This window comes from Cellulosimicrobium sp. So1_17, assembly GCF_055181235.1.
In genome coordinates, this window is sequence record NZ_CM143702.1 from 1,371,017 (window position 1) to 1,389,125 (window position 18,109).

At 66.7% G+C, this 18,109-nt stretch carries 14 protein-coding genes and 2 pseudogenes; 6 read left to right on the plus strand and 10 right to left on the minus strand.

Annotated features, from left to right (window positions below; translation table 11 throughout):
* Positions 1-82 precede the first annotated feature (82 nt).
* The 8 genes and pseudogenes from ACZCLJ_RS06155 to ACZCLJ_RS06190 all read right to left on the minus strand — a co-directional run bounded on the left by ACZCLJ_RS06155 (position 83) and on the right by ACZCLJ_RS06190 (position 4,868).
* Entirely contained in the window at positions 83-769 is a 687-nt protein-coding gene (locus tag ACZCLJ_RS06155; protein ID WP_463105805.1) for a hypothetical protein, read from the minus strand.
* Positions 770-910: 141 nt separating this feature from the next.
* Complete coding sequence (locus tag ACZCLJ_RS06160) at positions 911-1,399, minus strand: pilus assembly protein TadG-related protein (protein ID WP_463105806.1); 489 nt, start codon at positions 1,397-1,399, stop codon at positions 911-913.
* A 59-nt stretch (positions 1,400-1,458) separates the two neighbouring features.
* Complete coding sequence (locus ACZCLJ_RS06165; RefSeq protein ID WP_463105807.1) at positions 1,459-2,031, minus strand: pilus assembly protein; 573 nt, start codon at positions 2,029-2,031, stop codon at positions 1,459-1,461.
* Positions 2,028-2,375, minus strand: coding sequence for a TadE/TadG family type IV pilus assembly protein (locus ACZCLJ_RS06170; RefSeq protein ID WP_463105808.1), 348 nt, complete (start codon positions 2,373-2,375; stop codon positions 2,028-2,030). The genes ACZCLJ_RS06165 and ACZCLJ_RS06170 overlap by 4 nt, the downstream gene beginning before the upstream one ends.
* A gap of 50 nt (positions 2,376-2,425) precedes the next feature.
* On the minus strand, positions 2,426-2,644 hold the full coding sequence (locus ACZCLJ_RS06175; RefSeq protein WP_251153309.1) for a hypothetical protein: 219 nt from the start codon (positions 2,642-2,644) through the stop codon (positions 2,426-2,428).
* Positions 2,645-2,760: 116 nt separating this feature from the next.
* The gene (locus ACZCLJ_RS06180; RefSeq protein ID WP_463105809.1) at positions 2,761-3,702 is read right to left on the minus strand and encodes a type II secretion system F family protein; all 942 of its coding nucleotides are present in this window, start codon (positions 3,700-3,702) and stop codon (positions 2,761-2,763) included.
* Positions 3,699-4,558 (minus strand): annotated as a pseudogene (locus ACZCLJ_RS06185) (type II secretion system F family protein). The gene ACZCLJ_RS06180 and the pseudogene ACZCLJ_RS06185 overlap by 4 nt, the downstream one beginning before the upstream one ends.
* Position 4,559: 1 nt before the next feature.
* Positions 4,560-4,868 (minus strand): hypothetical protein, encoded by a 309-nt coding sequence (locus tag ACZCLJ_RS06190; RefSeq protein WP_463105810.1) that lies wholly within the window; start codon positions 4,866-4,868, stop codon positions 4,560-4,562.
* 111 nt (positions 4,869-4,979) lie between these two features.
* Here ACZCLJ_RS06190 and ACZCLJ_RS06195 point away from each other — a divergent pair, with 111 nt between their 5' ends.
* Positions 4,980-6,362, plus strand: coding sequence for a recombinase family protein (locus tag ACZCLJ_RS06195; protein ID WP_463105811.1), 1,383 nt, complete (start codon positions 4,980-4,982; stop codon positions 6,360-6,362).
* 451 nt (positions 6,363-6,813) lie between these two features.
* Positions 6,814-7,188: a hypothetical protein gene (locus ACZCLJ_RS06200; RefSeq protein ID WP_463105812.1), complete on the plus strand. Its 375-nt coding sequence runs from the start codon at positions 6,814-6,816 to the stop codon at positions 7,186-7,188.
* A 621-nt stretch (positions 7,189-7,809) separates the two neighbouring features.
* Here the strand turns inward: ACZCLJ_RS06200 and ACZCLJ_RS06205 are convergent.
* Positions 7,810-8,631 (minus strand): hypothetical protein, encoded by an 822-nt coding sequence (locus tag ACZCLJ_RS06205; RefSeq protein WP_463105813.1) that lies wholly within the window; start codon positions 8,629-8,631, stop codon positions 7,810-7,812.
* Between the two features lie 450 nt (positions 8,632-9,081).
* Positions 9,082-9,216: pseudogene (locus tag ACZCLJ_RS06210) on the minus strand (ATPase, T2SS/T4P/T4SS family); the annotation flags it as partial.
* Between the two features lie 181 nt (positions 9,217-9,397).
* Here ACZCLJ_RS06210 and ACZCLJ_RS06215 point away from each other — a divergent pair.
* From ACZCLJ_RS06215 to ACZCLJ_RS06230, 4 genes are all read left to right on the plus strand, one after another.
* On the plus strand, positions 9,398-10,723 hold the full coding sequence (locus ACZCLJ_RS06215; protein ID WP_463105814.1) for a hypothetical protein: 1,326 nt from the start codon (positions 9,398-9,400) through the stop codon (positions 10,721-10,723).
* Positions 10,720-12,216, plus strand: a complete 1,497-nt coding sequence (locus tag ACZCLJ_RS06220; RefSeq protein ID WP_463105815.1) for a hypothetical protein — start codon at positions 10,720-10,722, stop codon at positions 12,214-12,216. Before ACZCLJ_RS06215 ends, ACZCLJ_RS06220 begins: the two co-directional genes overlap by 4 nt.
* A gap of 312 nt (positions 12,217-12,528) precedes the next feature.
* Positions 12,529-12,780 carry a hypothetical protein gene (locus tag ACZCLJ_RS06225; RefSeq protein ID WP_463105816.1) on the plus strand — a complete coding sequence of 84 codons (252 nt, stop codon included), beginning with the start codon at positions 12,529-12,531 and terminating at the stop codon, positions 12,778-12,780.
* 153 nt (positions 12,781-12,933) lie between these two features.
* The gene (locus ACZCLJ_RS06230; RefSeq protein ID WP_463105817.1) at positions 12,934-17,964 is read left to right on the plus strand and encodes an NACHT domain-containing protein; all 5,031 of its coding nucleotides are present in this window, start codon (positions 12,934-12,936) and stop codon (positions 17,962-17,964) included.
* Positions 17,965-18,109 lie beyond the last annotated feature (145 nt).

The following is an 18,109-nucleotide window of genomic DNA, read 5'->3' on the forward strand; positions in this document are numbered from 1 at the left end:
TGGCCGACAGGAGACCCGACCCGCCGTCGCTCAGGCGGTGCGTGCCCGGTCAGCGACCGGGCGGTCGGTGGTCAGCCGACGCTCACTCGAAGAGGGAGAGCGTGACGGTCGACGTGTAGTCGCCGCCCTCGACGTCCTCGACGGTGCGCAGCGTGAGGTCCGCGTTCGCGCTCCACGAGCCCTCGGGGTTGACCTCGGCGGAGTCGAAGGTCGAGACGAGGAGCTCCTGGTTCTCGAGCCCGACGTTGTTGAAGTCGTCGTCGTCGCCCTCGAGCGCCGGGTCGACCGGCTCGCCGGCCTCGACCAGACCGGTCTCGCCGCCGTCCTCCAGCACCGGCGTCCAGCCGAGGTTCTCGGCGCCGATGGCCTCCTGGCCCTCGGTGCCCGTGAAGTCGGATGCCTGGCCCAGGACGGCCCAGGCGGCACCCTCGGGGACCTCCTCGGCCGTGCGGGTGTCGGTCACCGTGACGGTGGGGAGGGTGCCCGTGAACTCGCGGGTCCCTTCGACCGTCGAGTCGACCTCGCTCAGCGACGTCGAGTCGGCGGCCACGCTGAACGCGAGGTTGCCCGGCTCGACGGTCGACTCGATCGAGACGGAGACCTCGACGTCGGTGGTGTCGCCCGGGTCGGCCGTGGCGGCGGACGACAGAGCGACCGTGCCGATGAGCATCGCACCGAGGGCACCCCCGGCGACGAGCTGCTTCCTTGCTCGTGCATTCATGTTGTTGATCTCCATCGTTGGAGTGGTGTTGTCGGACCGGATCACCATAACGGTGAACCACGCGGATGCACAGAGAAGAACGTGGGTGGTCGACCAAGGTTAAGGAAGTGAACGGACGGGTGGGCGATCGCTCGCGCACCCTTGCGCACTGTCCTCTCCCTGATCGTTCGTCGTCGAACGGGTCGACGGCTACCACGCCCTTGCGCGTGACTCCGCACGCACGATGATGCCATCTGACCAGAGCTGAGTCACCCAGGTGACCATCGCGGGTCGCGCGACGGCGACGAGCGAGACCTCCGCGGTCCGCCCGTCCGGGGTCGATGCGCCCACCACGCGCACGCCGTGGAGACCCGCGACGGCGTCGGGGTGACGGCCCAGGTACTCCTGGACATCCGTCCTGATCTGGGCGTCCGAGAGCGTGAGGACGGCACCCTGTTCCGGCCGGTCCGCGTCGCCGCGGTAGAACGTCTCGTGCGTCATCGAGTCCGCCGCGGTCAGAGCGAGCGCGTCGGCGAGGTCGAACAGGCGCTTGCGCTCGAGGTGCACCTGCGTCGCGCTCACGACGACACTCACGAGCAGCAGCGCGAACGCGACGAACGCCGACGTGAGGAGCATGATCTGGCCACTCTCCCGGCCGTCGGGTGCGTCGCCCGTCGGCGCGCCGCCGTCCGGAACCATCGGGGGGTCTGCCCGCGTCGGCGTAGCCGCCCGTCGCCACCCGCGCTCGGCGTGGCCCGTCACGGTCGCCTCGCTGCGTACTCGTCCACCGCGGCCACGTAGCGCGCCTCGACCGGTACGGCGAGCGGAACGGCGTCCCGGACGAACGCCGGGACGAGAGGCAGCGGGACCTCGACCCGGACGTGGGCCGCGACCTCGCTCCCGGGCAGGAGACACGGCTGCGCGGAGCACGTCACCGAGAGCGCCGCCGCAGGGTCGACCTCCGTGAAGCCCTGGTCGCCGAGGGCGATCCCGACGGCCGCGACGGCCCTCGACGCGCCGTCCGTGCTCGACGGCGCGGTGACGAACGCGCGCGCCGCCTCCCGGGCCGAACCCTCCACGGCGAACGTCGCCGCCTGCACCCGGCCCAGCGTGAGCACGAGATACAGGACGGGCACGAGCAGCACGAGCGCGACACCGAGGAACTCCACGACGGCGTTGCCGCGCTCCGCGAGAGCGTCGGCAGCGCGGCGCCGGCCGACCGAGCGGCCGACCACGGCGCACGCCGCGCGACGGACCCCGCGCACCGCTCCACGGACCGGTGCGCCGGTCGTCGACAGCGGCGAGCGCATCGACCGTGCCGACCGCCTCACGAGCCCTCCTCGAGCGCGTGCCCCTCGACCGTGATCGCTCCCGACGGACCGAGCAGCCCGACCACCGGCAGCGGTGCCGAGACGGTCACCTCGACGACCGGCAGCCCGTCGAGCGTGGTCGCCCGCGCCGTCACGTCCTGCGCGTAGCGCTCCGACAACGACGCCGCGACGAGCTCCCTCGTCCGGGCCACACCGTCGGCGACGCCGCGGTCGGCACGTCCAGCGACCCTCGCCCCCTCGGCGGCGCAGTCGACCAGCGTCGAGCGCACGTGCACCGCGAGCGCCACCTGGACCACGCCCAGGAAGAGGACGAGCACGAGGATCGAGAAGAGGGTGAAGTCCACGACGGCCGACCCGCGGTCGCCGGGCGGTGCGGGCGCGAACGGCTCCACGGTCAGGGGCCGCTGACGCTGCTGATCGCCTCGCTGAACGCCGCCGTCAGCGCCGGTCCGGCGACCGCCCAGAGCGCGATGACGAGGCCCGCCGTCATGAGCGTGATGAGCACCCATCCCGGGACGTCGCCGCGCTCGACGTCGCTCCCCGCCACGCGGCGCAACCCTCGCCGCGCCAACGTGGACGTGGCACCTGCGATCCTGCCGACCAGCCCCTGCATCTCGTGTCCCTTCGTCGCGGCGGCCGTCTCTCAGCCGTCCGTTGGTCCCACCGACGTCGTCCGTGCGACGCCCTCCGCCTGGCGTCCGGTTCGCCCGGTCCGCCGTCCCGTGCTCGTCAGAAGCCGATCCGCAACGTCGCGATGGACGGGAAGACGGCGAACACGACCGTCACCGGCAGGATCAGGAACACGACCGGGACCATCATGAGCACCTCCTTGCGCCCCCCGGACTCCATGAGCGCCCGGCGACCGGTCTCCCTGACGTCCTGCGCCTGGGCGCGCAGGACCTCCGCGAGCGGCGTCCCGCGCTCCACGGCCACCGCGACTCCTTCGGCGAAGCGCGTGAGGCTGGCGAGCGACGTCCTGTCGGCCAGCTCCTCGAGCGCACGGGTGAGCGGGGTCCCGGCGCGGACCGACGCGAGGGTCGTCGCCAGCTCGCCCGAGAGCTCGCCGCGCGCCGTCGTCGCGACCCGCTCGAGCGCAGCCACCGGGCCCTCACCCGCGCTCACCGCGAGGGCGAGGAGCTCGGCCACCGTGGGGAACTCCGCGAGCATGCGCTCCTCGCGACGGCGGACCGCTCGAGCGAGGTGCTGGTCGCACGCCAGCAGCCCACCGACGCCGCACAGCAGGGCGACGAGGAGGAGCGCGACGACGGAGGAGCCGCGCGTCGCCGCCAGGAGCACCGCGAGCAGCGTGCCGGCCGCCAGCCCGAGGACGCCCCAGACGAGCTGGCGCGCACGGAACTGGTCGACGCTCTCGGAGCGACCGGCCCGGTCGAGCCGGCGCCGTGTCTCCGCTCTCGTGGACCCGAACCTGTCGAGCGCCCGTCCGGCGTCCGCGAGCCAGGGTGCGACGAGTCGCTCGAGCGTCGGGAACGGCGTGTGCACCGGCTGGTCCCGCAGCAGGGCCGACGTCGCGTCGTGCGTGCGCAGGTACGGTGCGAGCCGCTCGTCGAGCCGGATCGCGCGTCCACGCAGTCCGGAGACGACGAGCAGGATCCCGAGACCGCCGAGCGCTCCGACGGCGGCCCCGACCCAGGAGAGCTCGACCCCGGTCATCGCAGGACCCTCTCTTCCTCCGGCAGCCGACCGATCCGCAGCATGAGCTGGTAGGCGACGACGGTGCACGCCGCGCCACCGGCGAGGACGAGCGCGCCGGTCACGGAGTTGTACGCCGCGGCGGTCTCGGGGCGGGTCGCGAGGAAGGCGAGGACCACCCACGGTCCCGTCACGGCGAGGCGCGCGCCGTTGATCGTCCACGACTGGCGCGCCTCGAGCTCGCCGCGCGTCCGCGCGTCCTCCCGGAGGAACGCCGACAGCGTGCGCAGCAGCCGCCCGAGATCCGTCCCGCCGACGTCGCGCGTCAGGCGCAGCGCCTCGACGATGCGGTCGGCCACGGGGTCCGCCAGGCGGCCCTTGAGCGCGTCCAGGCAGTCGCCGAACCGCCCGCTCGCGCGGTAGTCCTGCGCGAAGAGGAGGAACGGTGCGCGGAGCTCGACCGGTCCGCGGTCGCCGAGCTGCCCGACGGCCTCCGGCAGCGACAGTCCTGCCCGGACGCCCGAGGCGAGATGGTCCACGACCTCGGGCCATACGTCACGCAGCCGCGCGCGGCGCCGGCGGGCGCGGGACCGGACGAGCATGGCAGGCGCCGACGCGGCGATGAGGCGAAGCACGCCGCGATGGTCAGCGACCGCGTCAGGACGCCGGCCACGAGCACGACGACCAGCCCGATCCCGACGCTGCTCGCGACGAGCGCACCCGGCGTGACCGACGGCGCACCGGCCTGCACGAGGAGATCCTGTGCCCGGGCGTACCAGCCGTCGTCGCGGCGCGGACGTCGGGGCGACGGTTCCCAGAACGACCACCACACGCTGAAGAGCCCGGCACCGAGCAGCAGACCCACGACGACACCCACGTCAGCGCACCGCCGACCACGCGACGTCGGACAGGGTGCCTGGCTCGTCGGCACCTGAGTGCCGCAGCACCGCGCCGAGGTCGATCCCCGCCCGGGCGAACCTGTCCGCTGCGGGCGGGTACCCGTCCGCGCGCACGAGCCGGTCACTGGAGCGCACGAAGAGTTCGGACGTCTCGGAGACGCGCTCCTCGACCCGGCCAGGGACACCGAGGATCTCGCGGACCTGCCGCCGGCCGTCCACGTCGACGCCGAGATGGACGACCAGGTCGATCGCCGACGCGACCGTCGGCACGACGAACCGGTCGGACACGTTCTCGCCCGCGAGCGAGCAGCGTGCACATCTTCGCCAGCGCCTCGCGCGCGCCGAGGGGCGGATGGTGCACGCGCCAGGAAGGGTCGATATGCGGGATACGCTATCCATATGGACGCAGCGATCTACGTACGCATCAGCCAGGACCGCAACGGCGAGGGCCTGGGCGTTGCCCGCCAAGAGGAGGACTGCCGGGCGCTAGCCGAACGCCTCGGCTGGACCGTCACCGAGCTCTACACCGACAACGACATGAGCGCGTTCTCGGGCAAGCCCCGTCCCGCCTACCGCCGCCTCCTTGCCGACATCGACTCCGGCAAGGTGGGCGGCGTCATCGTTTGGCACACCGACCGGCTCCACCGTTCGCCCACCGAGCTCGAGGAGTACGTGACTATCTGCGAGAAGCGTCAGGTCGTCACCCAGACCGTCCACGCAGGACGGCTCGACCTCGCCACCCCGACAGGGCGCATGGTGGCCCGTATTCTCGGGTCGGTGGCGCGCCAGGAGGTTGAGCACAAGGCCGAGCGCACCAGGCGTGCGCAGCAGCAGGCTGCCAAGGCAGGCAAGTGGCTCGGTGGAGCTCGCCCCTTCGGCTGGGAGACCAAGCCGATTTCCCACAACGAGATCGAGGCTCAGCTCATCCGCGAGGCGTGCGCGCACATCCTGGCGGGCGGGTCGCTGAGCTCGGTGGCGGCGTCGTGGAACGAGCTGGGCGTGACCTCGACGTTAGGCAAGCCGTGGCTCGCGACGACGGTGAGGCAGACGCTGATTCGGGCGCGGAACGCGGGCCTGTCTACCTGGAAGGGTGAGGTGGTCGGTCCCTCGCTGTTCCCCGCCATCGTGGACGAGGACACCTGGCGCGGCGTCGTCGCCGTGCTCACCGACCCAAGCCGCAAGCGCAAGTCGTCCGTCGAGGCGAAGTACCTGCTCGCCGGGATCGGACACTGCGAGTGCGGAGCCCTGCTGCGGTCCAACTACATCAAGAACCGAGACGGCAGCAGCCGTGTGATCTACAGGTGCAGGAACACCGGCTCGGGCCACGTGTACATAAACACAGTAGAGACGGACGCCTTCGTGGTGGATGTCGTGGCAGGCATCCTCGAGCGCGAGGAGCTTCCGACCACCGAGACGGGTAGCGATGACCCAGGCGCGAAGGCGTCTGCGCTGCAGGCACGGCTCGCAGAGTTGGCCGACTCCTACGCCGACGGCGAGATCACGCGGGATCAGCTCGCACGCGCCACGTCCCGCGTCCTGGACTCTCTAGCGGACGCCCACGCCCGTCTAGCCCAACGGGCAAAGGAAGGCGCGTTGGCCGCGTTCGCGGGGCGGGACGGGGCCGAGCGGTGGCGGTCGGCCACCATCGACACGAAGCGGACGGTCCTCCGGCAGATCGCAGACGTAACAGTCATGCGGTCTGGGCGCGGTCCTCGCGTGTTCGATCCGGCACGGGTGCAGGTGGAAGCAGTCGGGACACGCTGGCCCGCTGCCGGGCGCTAAGCCTCGGGAACGGCTCCACCGCACGACGCACAGCCCTATCACGCGAAAGCGAGGTGGGGCTGTTGTCGGTGGTCATAGGTCGATGTTGGGGTCTGCTTCGCAGACCTGTCCAGCATTCCGCACTATCGGATAGAAAATCGCATCAGAACGATCGTTCTAACGCAGAGAACGCCGATCCGTAGTGCTACGCACTAGCGATCGCACAGGTTAGAGCGATCGTTCTGATCGAAACTCCCTACGTGAAAACGTGTCAGGAGCGATGGTCGCGGACCACCCACCGTTGACCGTGTGGCCATCCCCGTTCGGTCAATTCAATCGGAAGGGATACACCAATGCCCCTCACCATTCTGCTGAGCATCACCATCGGATCAGTTCTCGGATTCGCTACGTCTGCATTCATGAACCGCATGCCCGTTCGCACCGTGCTGAGCGCGATGAAGCGAGGCATGGAATGAGCAAGCTGCTCACGAATCGCCAAGATGCGGAAATGCTCGGGATCACCGAAGCAGCGGTTCAGGTGCGAAGGATTCAGGACCCGCACCTCGCCCCGAAGATGACCGTAGACACAGACGGCAAGCGGAGGTTCCGCATCGAGGATGTTCTGGACTTCATCCAGAACCGTCGCGTGGTCTCGACCTGGGGGCTCACCCGAAAAGAGGCAGCCGCCTACCTCGGATTCAGGGACACACGACGTGTGGACGAGTACTCCCGCCGCTACAAGGTTCGTCCGGTTCGACACCGAGCTGGCACGCGCCTCCACTACTTCACGCACGACCTCGACGCCTGGGCAAAGGCGATCGAAGGCGCACGAACGGAGAAGAGCTGATGGCCGTTCTCAACAACCTTGAGCGGTCGTTCGCAGTGATGGCTTTATCCGGTCCGCACATTTGCGCCTGGTGCGAGCTGCCCGTCCTCCAGGTTCAGGACGAGTGGAACTGGCAGCTTGGCGGACCGGTCGGGAAGCTCCGGATGCACACGGACTGCGCGCTCGACTGGATCATCAGACTCGCACCGGATATCAACCCCTGGCGGAAACCACATCTCCCCTGCTGTACAGCCGGCGGGGTCTAACAGTGCGAAGATGGTCTCGGTGCAAGACGTTTCGAGTGTTCACTACCTCCAGGCTCAGGCACTCGTCCTCGCGGCAGGGAACTACCTCAGACTTCCCGGCCTCTTGTGGGTGATGAACTCATAAACATCACGCCACTGTCCCACCTCGAAGTCGTCGCCACCGTGGGCGGGGTTGAACACGTCGTCCCGTCGTCGTGCTCGTGACAATCTCGAAAGCCACCTACACGCCGTTCGATCCGTCCCTCGGGATCGAACGCGTGACCTACGTCGTCCAGCGTGCCGACGTTCCGCATCCCGAGTTGCTGGACGACCTGGTGGTTGCGCTAGCACCGTCCGGCCTCATCGTGCGGCGAGCGAAGCAAGTAGACCGTCGCCCTCAGACGCCACCCGGCAACGAAGGCGCTATCCCCGAAACCGGGAGCGTCGCCGAATTGGGATCGCTTGTGACGGACGGGACTGGGTCGACGATGCTCGGATCAGCACCGAGCTCGTTTCGAATAAGTTCGATCATTTCACGGTAGGCCTTGGCCATCCTCCGCCTGTGCTTCTTCCCAACCTTCGGCGATTTGTACGCGTCGCCATGCTTCCGCGTCGCTGGCATGACACACCCGATGAGATCGTTACTTTCATTCGACACGCGTTCGGCAAGCTTTGCAATACGGGGATCACCGACGGCTCGAACTTCAGCAGTCATGCGCTGAGTTTGACTGTGCGCTTCGTTCCACTCTTGAACGGAACTCACCGCACTTTCAATATTGGTGGGATTATATGTCTCGGAAGGCTCGAGGTTGCCATCAAGGTCCCTGGACGGTCGCATAAACCACGCCGACTGACGTGCGGCTCCGATTTGAATTGTCGTTGACGCAATGATTCCAAAGTAGGCTTTGGCCTTTGCGCCTCGAACCCAGGCGATCTCTGCCTGTCGAAGTGCGTTTTCGTGCCGCAAGTTCTCAGCGCGAATCGTCGCGTCGGATCGCACCTTCTCAGCGTCGAGCGCGTTCTGGTGGCGCACACCTTCTGCGACTAACGCATTGGCATGCCGCATATTTTCCGCCTTGATGGCGTTCCGCCCGTTCCACCAGTTTGAAATGAGGACGCCAACGAGAGCTAAGAGGGGTGCGACGATCGCGACAACGATCGTTGGAGTTGTCCAAGAGATCGTTGTCGGGGTGGCATCCTCGACGGCAGCTAGAAGCATGACGGGATTGTACTGGGACCTGACACGCCGGGAGCCGTCGTCCGCGGGTGAAACGAACGACGGCTCCCCACGGCTCACCAGTGGCTGGGCAGCGAATCGACGTTGTTGCCTTGTTGCTGTCGCGAGCGGTCCTAAGGTACGGCCCGTTCTCGTCGTCGACGACGATCACCTCGACCGAGTCCTGGTCCTTCCAGGGCACGTAGAACCTGCCACCAGATGCGGACCGCAACTGGCGGATCGCGTACCCCGACGACATCCGCCAGGTACCCCGCGTACCGATGAAGGTGATGTTTCCGTCGTCGTCCTTCTGCACATGCCGAACCGCGTGTCGAGCCACTAGCCAGTCCTCCGTCATTCGAACGGGCAGCCCGATGCGTCCCGCTTCCAGAAGCCTTCCAGAGCTCTCTGACACGCCCCCGCCTACCGATACACCCCGGATGGTGCGCCGCGCATACTCGGGACTCCTGCATTTAACGCGGTGGGCGGGTCGAAGCTCTCCGCCTCGCGGACCTCGCCGATGACGATCCGGTCGGGGCGCATGCCCAGCGCCTCCTTGACGAGCCGCCGCAGCGCGATCTCCCCCGTCTGGTGGAAGCACCATGTCGGCGGAGGCAGTGTTCTCCGATTAGGTGACTTCTGCATGGAGTCTCGGACACCGCTCAGACGCGCGCGTTCCGGAAGGTACAGTCGTCGGGCGCGCAACGCCGAGCGCCGACGCCCGGACTCGATCCGCCCGAGACAGGTGTGTACGTGGCAACATGCGTCGGTGGCGACGACGCCGAGAGCCCAAGGCGCGGACGGAGACGTAAAGATGGACAGCTTCGATGAGGGCCTGCGGTGCCAGGATGTCCACTCCGGCCTCCGCAACCTCGATCCGCACTCACCCCTGCTCGCTCCGCTGAGCGACACCCGAGTGGTCGGCATGGCCGCGACAGTGGCAGGACTGATCCGCGGGCGGGACGTAGTAACGGACGCGCAAGCGCTGACCCAGGTAGCGGCCTACCAACTCGACGTTGATCCGTTGGCATTCGGTGGAGTGATCGCGCTGCTAGAGGATGCCGGCTACGTCCAAGGCGTCCAGCGCAGCGGGGGCAAGGTAACCACCTTCACGGAGACGGTGCCCTACTACGATGACCTCTACAGCACCCTCGGGGAAGCATGGCGGGATCGAGCGCCGACGGAAGTAGAGCAGCAACTGCTCCGCGTCGTCGACGGACTTTCCAAGGCACCGGTGCCGCTGGAGGACGTGGAGAGTGCCTTCGGACTTGACCACTCCGCAGTTCCGGAACTCATCGAGGTCGGCACTTCGTCTGGTCTCGTTAGGACCCTGCGCACGATCGACGGCGACATCGCATACTCGCCCTTCTTTGGGTTCGAGAACCCTGAACTCCTCGCGTCGCTCGCGGGGACCCACGGCTCTGACCAGTTGATCGAAGAGCTCTCAGCAGTTCGGAGTCAGCAGGGCCTCGAACTGATCCCCGGCACCTACCCCGTGCTCACCGAGGCCGTCGCGGGTGGCCTCGTTATGGCCCCGGCAGTCACGCTGCCTGACGGATCCTCCCGTGCTTTCGCGGCTCTTCCGTACGTGTCAGACAAGACCCTGCTTGTCACGAGGAAGCCTGTGCTCGAGAAGTCACTGGCTGTGCTCGCATGTTTGCGGAGCGCCGAGAGGTACGGGGAGTACAACACTCTCTCCGCTGCCGGACTGGTGAACGTAATTGACAAGCTCCTCGACCCGAACCGTGGATTCTTGAACCCCAATAGCGCCCATCAACGGCAGTACGCCCTGATGAGAAACGCTGGCCTGATCCGTTTCGGCCCCGACACCATGCCAGGCGGCAACTGGGTGGTGCCCACGTTCATTGACACCGAGGACAACCGCGCAGCACTGGGCATCGCGCGCGATCTCATCACACGAGGCGAGTCAGTCGCGCACCGCGTCGAAGACTCAGTCGCTCGCAGTGCGCTGGATGCTGGCAAGGCATACCGCGCTCCGATGCAGACAACGCAACGGATGCGCCGATCGGTAGAGCCCTCGGTCGAGCACTTCGCGCGAATCTTCGAGACGGCGATGGGAAGGAGTGCGCTGTGAGTGAGCTTGACCTCGGGCTGAAGGTGGGCGTACGGCGTCTGCTCTGGAGCATGGGCTACAGCACTCGTCTCGACGTCGAACTCCGAGGTGAAGGGCACACGCCCCGTGGCCGTGGGGACAGCAAGCCTTCGGGCGGACCGGAGACGTTCACTGACCTCGACGTACTCGGCATGTTCATAGCGCCGGGCTTTCAACTGACGTCGACTATCGCGGATTGCAAGTCAGGGAAGCGCGACAGGCCGACAGCGCGCATGTTCTGGGCACGTGGAGTGGGCGACCTCTTCGGCGCCGACCACGTGATGCTCGTGCGCGAGCACGACGTTAACGACGCGACGCGTCAGTTGTCGAACCGTCTTGGCATCACCGTTCTGCCTTCGGCCGACCTGACCACCATGCAACAGCTGTACGGCAACCCGCTGGATGATCGTGCGGGGCCGCTCGGCGTCCTCTTTGATCGGGATGCAGTCGCGCAGAATCTGGCAGCCTTTACCGGACTGGATCGCCGCCTCAAGCCTCTACTTGAGTACCGCGAGTTCGACTACTGGGTGTACGAGCACCACCGCAATCCTGTTCAGCTCGTGGCTCACCTCCACGATGCAGCGAGGCACCTCAGCCCTCGCAACCGGATACACCTCGCACTCTTCGTCGATCTGGCCTGGCAGTACATCGTCACGCTCGTGCGCGCGTGTGCACACATCCAGAGCGCCTATCTGAGGGACCAGGATCGCGGGTTGCAGGAGTATCTCTTTGGCGGCGCTACAAACTTGCGGGAGAAACTCGAGGTCGCCACCTTGCTGCGAAGCGTCGCGCCCGCGGGCGTACAACGTCTCGATCACCTCCCGCCGTACTACTCACAGATGCGGGAACTTGTCACCCGCCTCATGCGGCGACCCGCCGAAGTTCAAACTGCCTTGCGCTACGCCGAAGCCGTCTCGGCAATGATGGCTGCGGGCACGCGCGTGAAACTTCAAGACGCCTTCGGTGCTGACTTCCACCCAGTGGCGGCCAAACTGGTCGCAGATGTCTGCGGCTTCCTCGTTGCGGCGGCCGGCCTCGACCCCGAGTTCCGACTGCAAGCGCGAGCTTGGCTGCTGGGTGAACCGATCGCGACAGCAACGCAGCCGAGACGCTCCCTCGACCCAGGCGCGCCTGTATTGCGGACCGAACCAAGCGACCTGGGCGGCTCTATTGACTCTGGACGCGCGGCCGAACGCCCAAGCGAGGGAGCGCCCCCGCGAACCGAGGCCTTGCTAACCTCGCAATCCGCAGAGTCTTCGCGCTCATCCTCTGGAATTCCTGATGGGGCAAGTGGTCGAGATGTCGAAGAGAGGTCATCTTCAGTTGCCTCGGGAGTGGTCAGCGAAGACTCTCCACTGGACGAAGCTCAGTCGAAGCCTATCCAAGGCGAACTCCAGGTACATCCTCTGCTATCGGACAAGGCGGATGACGAGAACCTCGGGGGCAGTGCCAGTACCACCGTCGAGCCGGGCTAGTTTTAACGCCGGACAATGGTCGCCGCCACCATCAAACTGAGTTGCGGCAGCAGACGGTTGCGATGCTCATCGAGAGCCTCTGCGCGGAGTCTCAGGCGCGGGTACCGTCCGGTCGGCGGTTCAGAACCGTAGAACTCTGCGCACGACACTGCCACCGCGCCCGACTGCAAGCTACTGGCTACACCGCCTGCGATGCCTGAGGCAATCCGCGCCGACGACCGTTCGGGTCCTACTGGGCTCGAAGTATGTGCTCATCGCAGCCGTAGCGTACTCAGGGTCGGTGCCAGCGTCCGTAGCATGCGGCCAACGAACGTGACGATCAGCGTTGTGGCGAGCCAGCCTATGCGCCTCAGGGTCAGGATCGGGGACGCCGGGTCGTCCCGTCGCGAGCAGTTCATCGCGCTCGGGTGCGTGAGCGACGGCTACCACGCTCGTCGCATGCGCGTACTGGGTGTCCTCTCGTCAGGTGAAGCAGAGGCCGACACCGTGCTCGTGCAGCGTTTCGGCAGCAGCGCTGAACTGCTGTACCCGTGCGTGATGCGCTCCACCGGGCGTACTGGCTGACGGCACACCGCGAGCAAGCGGGTACCTGTCGGTTGCGAACGGCAAGATGGCAGCGTGACGACGAGACAACTCGAGCTGCCGGCGACGTTGTGGTCTGTACCGGACGGGCCCTGGCCAGCCCCGCCCGTCCAGACTCGGCAAGCGCTGCTGCCCGTGGGTGACTTGACCCCGGAGAATGCGGAGCGACTGTTCACACGGCTTCTGGAAACCGAAGCACACATCGAGCAGGCGACCCTGTACGGGCTGCCCGGGCAAACCCAGGCAGGAATCGATGTGTATGCGCGAGCAGCACCCTCGCTCGACGCCGCCGAGGCGGGAAGAAGCTACGTGGCACTACAGTCACGCCGGGTGAAGCGCCTCACCGCCGCGTCGATCACTTCTGCGGTCACCGACTTCCTCGGCGGCGAGTGGGCAGGTCGGTGTTCTCGGTTCTACTACGCCACGAGTTCGTCGCTTCGCGATACCAAGCTGGATGCCGCAGTCCGGTCCGCGCGAGAAACCCTCACGGAGAACGGCGTCGAGTTTGAACCGTGGGGAGCGGAAGAGATCGCCTCCCGGCTCCATGATCACCCTCTGCTGGTGGATGACTTCTTCGGACGGGCGTGGGTGGCCGCGTTCTGCGGAGAGGACCGCGCTGCGGAGCTTGCCCGGCGGATCACCCCCGAGCAGGCACGCGCAGCCCGCGCCGCCCTCGGAGGCCTCTACCGGGCCGCGTTCCGGTCGCAGGGTGCCTCGCCGACAGTCACCGGCACTCACACACGCGGTCTGTCGTATCTGATCCTTGATACACAACCGGTGTCGGAGAGTGCACTGTCACGAGTCCCTGCAGTAGAGCCAGAGCAGACGGAGCCACTGGTGGCGGACCAGCCACTTGAAGAGTTCGCGCGAACGCCCCTGACGATGCGCCGCCGCATCCGCCGACCTGCGCGACGAGAACCGGTCCGATCGGCGGATGCGGACCGGCCACGCACTCCTGTCGACGAATGGGCCGAGTCGGAGCGCCTCCGGCTGCTCATCGGCGCGCCCGGTTCGGGTAAGTCCAGTTTCCTGATGTTTGCCGCCGCGGATATCCTCGCCGCCGAACCGCAGTCCGCGGCGCTGCAGCGGGCACACGGCGGCAAATTGCCGTTATGGCTGCCGTTCGGGTTCCTATGTCGTCACCTCGACGGATCCACCACAAACTCGGTCGTCTCGGCGATTCAGGCCTGGGTCACCCAGCAAGGTGGACCGTCAGCTTGGGATCTCACGCAGCCGGCACTCGACGACGAACGGGCGATCCTGCTCGTCGATGGCGTCGACGAGTGGAACGACCCCGCATCCGCGGAGTATGCGCTCGGGCTGATCGAGTCGTTCGTGTCTCAGCGACAAATCGGCGCGATCCTCACTGCTCGCCCGTACGCGGTGGACCGGCTGAACTGGGTGGAGCCGTGGACGAAAGCGGTCCTGGCACCGCTCACCCACGCTCAGCAGGTCGATCTGGTCACCCGGGTGCTAGCCGAGTCCGACACGATCGGTGCCGACGGTCTATCCACCCCGCACGCAGAGTCGTTCCTGGCCGAACTGGCCCAGATTCCGGCGTTGAGCCCCCTTTTGGGTACACCTCTGTTTCTCGGACTGCTGGCGAAGTCATGGCGGGGAGAGTCGCTGCCGCCGCAACGGTTCCACCTGTTCTCCGCGCTGGTCCAGCTTCTTGTGGACAAGCACCCCCAAATGCGCCGCCGTGCGTCCTACGCGGCGGGATCGGAGTTCTCCACCAGCGACATGCTCACGGTGCTCCGTGGTGTCGCCTACCAGACCCGAAAGGAAGGCGGTTCGGCGATCCGACCCCGACAGGAGATGGAACGACGGTTCCGGGAGGAGCTTCGCCGTGACGATGGTCTGGCCTATCCCGCGGCCGACGCGGCCCGGGTCGCGGCAGCGGTGCTGTCACAGGCGGAGGACGAGTATGGCCTACTCGTCCCGCAAGGCGTCGGCATGGTCGGGTTCCTCCATCGGGTTCTCCTCGATCAGCTGGCAGGCGAGCACCTGGCGACGCTCCCGCCCGCGGAGCAGGAGAGCGTCGTGACCACCCGGGCAGGCGACGCCACGTGGCGGGATGTACTCATCGCCGGGCTCGCCACCCAAGTCAACGCACACGTCAACGCATCCCTGCTGACCCGGCTAAGCGAGCACTCCGATGTGGACCCTGTTGACAAATACGAACTGATTGCCCACGCTATCGCCGCTGACGTCGCGATCACTACGCATAGGCAAGCAGAGTGGGTGGCGGAGATTATCAAACGGGTCAATGAGCACGCCGACACCGCCCACCGCGCCACGCTGATCGCGTCGCTGGTATCAATGACGAAACACGCATCGCTGCGACCGCTACTGCTCACCACCTTCACACGCTGGCTCAACGCCGCGCACCCCGAGCCGACTTCACCGCTGTGGATGCTCCGAGACACCGTGGTCGTAGAGAAAGGGGTTCTTCCCACGTTGCTCTGGGGTCTGCGGCACGAGCACGAGACTGTGCAGCTGAACGCCGCCCACGCGATAGCGATCCGCTACGCCGGCGACGTGACGATCGGCGCTCGAATCGAGACGAGCGTCCGCGACGGGGCGAGCGCCATCGACCAGGCGTTCGCGCTGCTGTGTTTGGGAACAGGTTGGCCGGACTGGCCGCAGCTGCCCGCCCTACTCGAATGGGCGCGATCGCAGATCACCCCGGAGCTGCGGGTCTGCGCTTTGCACTTGCTGCGGGAAGCCGCAGGAGGAGAGTTCGATTACCTCTCTGCCGAGGAGCGGCAATGGTTCGGAGGACTTCTGCGGCATGAAGGGCTGCGGCCGCGAGAGCACTGGGCGAACCTCGCCATCCCGTTCGTGCAGCATGCGCTGGCTGGGCAGCCGGACGCGGCGCGGTTCGTGCTAGAGACCCTTTCCGACAATGGCATGAATGGCGGCAACCGGTCGATGGCCTGGCTGCTGGCCTGCACCACGTTCAGCGACGACGACGCGATCAAGAACTGGGTGGCCGATGAGTTGGAACATCCCGACCGCAACGGACTCTTGCTGTACAACCTTGCGCTCATCCCACAGCCGTGGCGCGCGGACGCAAGTTTCGCGCGAAGGGCCGCGGCGACCATCCGGGAAGACGTCTCAAAGCCGCGGTTTAACGATGGCGTTATCACCCTCGCTGAATCGTTGCCCGACGACGAGGCACTCGAAGCGCTCCTGCCGGCACTGGACTCGTGGCGTCCCGTCCCTATCGGTTCAGCGCTGCTGCAACGGTTCCGGGACCGGCCCGAGGTGCGCGCGGCATTCAACGAGCGCCTGCACGGACCCCTGGAGTCAGCCGCACCACTCGCACCGCTGGCGCTGGATGCGCTCGGTGTCACGGAAGGGTTTCGGGTGCTCGTCGCCTTGCTCAGGTCTTCGGCCGACGAAGGTGACGGGGAAGCGCGGGTCATCATTGCGATGGCTGTCGCCGATGCCTGGGCCCGGGTCGCCAGCACCCCGAAGGACTCCGAGTCCGCCGCGGTCCTGCGCGAGCACGATCCGGACGAACTCGCGACACGCTGCACTGCGGTCGGGACGAGCCAACTCACCTGGCATGTCGACGCAATCATCACCGCGTGGCCAGCGCATGAGAGGGTCGTCGCGTTCGCGTTGCAGGCCTTGCAGCATCCCCGGTACGTCACTAGCGGCATTCACGACCCGGCACCTTCGGCGATTGTGCGCGCCTACGGCGCCCGCACCGACACCACCGCAAACACGATGATGGATGCGGTTCTCGACCAGCTCGCCTACTTGCCACCGCAATTGCGGGAGGTGCTCGTCGATGCTCTGACCCGCTCTGACCTAACCCCGGCTACCCTGCGCGACGTGCTCGAGGACTGGGGTGAGGACCCCGACGTCTGGGTACAGCGCACCGCACTGACCGGCCTGATCCGGCGTGTCGAGCGGTACCGGATTTCACCAAATGCTGAGCACGAACAGACTGAGTTGGCCGCCGATTGGCTGCGCACACAGGTGCAAGCCGAACTCTGCGGGTACGGCCCGGATCTGGACTACCGGCGGCAGACCGGATGGGTAGGGATGCTGTTGCTCGGCGAACTCAGGCTGCATGAGGGTCTCCTGGAGACCATCGGGGAACCCACGCCACCGGGCGTGCAACTCCGACACCTGTTTGGAGGCATCGATCGGGAACTGGTCGACCTACTCAACGCCAACTGGGACGAAGTGTCGACTCACTTTGGCGACGATCTGTTCATACTGCTTTCCGCCTCAAACGCCAGGGACGTGCGCGAGAACGCTCGAGCAACCGTGCTCGGCCAGCTCAGCCTCAGCTCGTCTCCGCACCCGTCGATCAATGAGCTCATTCGTTTGGAGGCAGACGCAAACCCTCAGTTCCGCAGCAGTGCCGAGTACCTTCTCTGGTCGCATCGCGGTGGACGCCGCGATATCGACCTCTTCGTCGCTTGTCTGACAAGCGTGAACTCCTCCATCTCGGTTTGGCGAGAGACGAACGAGATCTACGACCTGATGGTCGACCCGGACTTCTGGCGGGTCCCCGCCGACACGCTCCGCGACGCGCTGACGCAGCAGCCCGGCTTTGACATCACCCCGCAACTGCGGGCGTTGTACTGCGAGCTGTTCCCGACCGAAGAGCGCAGCCGCACCATGTTCGCCGACCTTGAGGCCTGGTTCCGCGCGGGCAAACCTCGAGAACGTCGCGAATGGATCGACTCGCTCGCCGTCGCCGTCCGATCTTCACCGCCCAGCGCATTGCCCGTGATCGTCGAACGGGCGCACCACCAGATCATGGTCCAGGACGCCGCCTACCTGTTCCCACTGCTGACAGGCCCGCTCGTGCGCAGACTGCGCCACGACGCGCACGCGGTCACCGCACTTCGATCCACAATCCAGGATCCCGCCGCCGCAGACGCCAGCACCCCGATCTGGGCGCAGACACACGAGGTCGGGGAGACCCGCAAACCAGCGATCAGCACTCAGCGGTCCTATCTAATGGCAAAGGTCCTTGACCACGCAGGGCTACTCGACGAGAGCACCGCGACGATAGCGCGGGAAATGTTCACCGTCACTAACCCAGATGTGGTGGTCCATGATCCATTCACTGAAGCTGAACGTCCAGCCCGTGCGGCAGCAGTCACACTGACTCAACGCCCCCCGATGCGAAACTGACCCATATCCCGTCCGCGTGCTTCACCGTGGGTGCGCACCCCTGCCCCCGACGATGACTCCGATCCGACGCGAGTGGTCATCCGTGGGGAGTCTGCACAGACGATCGGGTTGCTCGCGTGTTCACTCTCAGGCCCTCGTGTCCGTG

Excerpts from the sequence above, each read along its gene's own strand:
- ACZCLJ_RS06155 (WP_463105805.1), bottom strand. The coding sequence starts at position 769 with ATGGTGATCCGGTCCGACAACACCACTCCAACGATGGAGATCAACAAC.
- ACZCLJ_RS06160 (WP_463105806.1), bottom strand. The coding sequence starts at position 1,399 with ATGGTTCCGGACGGCGGCGCGCCGACGGGCGACGCACCCGACGGCCGG.
- ACZCLJ_RS06175 (WP_251153309.1), bottom strand. The coding sequence starts at position 2,644 with ATGCAGGGGCTGGTCGGCAGGATCGCAGGTGCCACGTCCACGTTGGCG.
- ACZCLJ_RS06180 (WP_463105809.1), bottom strand. The coding sequence starts at position 3,702 with ATGACCGGGGTCGAGCTCTCCTGGGTCGGGGCCGCCGTCGGAGCGCTC.
- ACZCLJ_RS06195 (WP_463105811.1), top strand. The coding sequence starts at position 4,980 with ATGGACGCAGCGATCTACGTACGCATCAGCCAGGACCGCAACGGCGAG.
- ACZCLJ_RS06200 (WP_463105812.1), top strand. The coding sequence starts at position 6,814 with ATGAGCAAGCTGCTCACGAATCGCCAAGATGCGGAAATGCTCGGGATC.
- ACZCLJ_RS06205 (WP_463105813.1), bottom strand. The coding sequence starts at position 8,631 with ATGCTTCTAGCTGCCGTCGAGGATGCCACCCCGACAACGATCTCTTGG.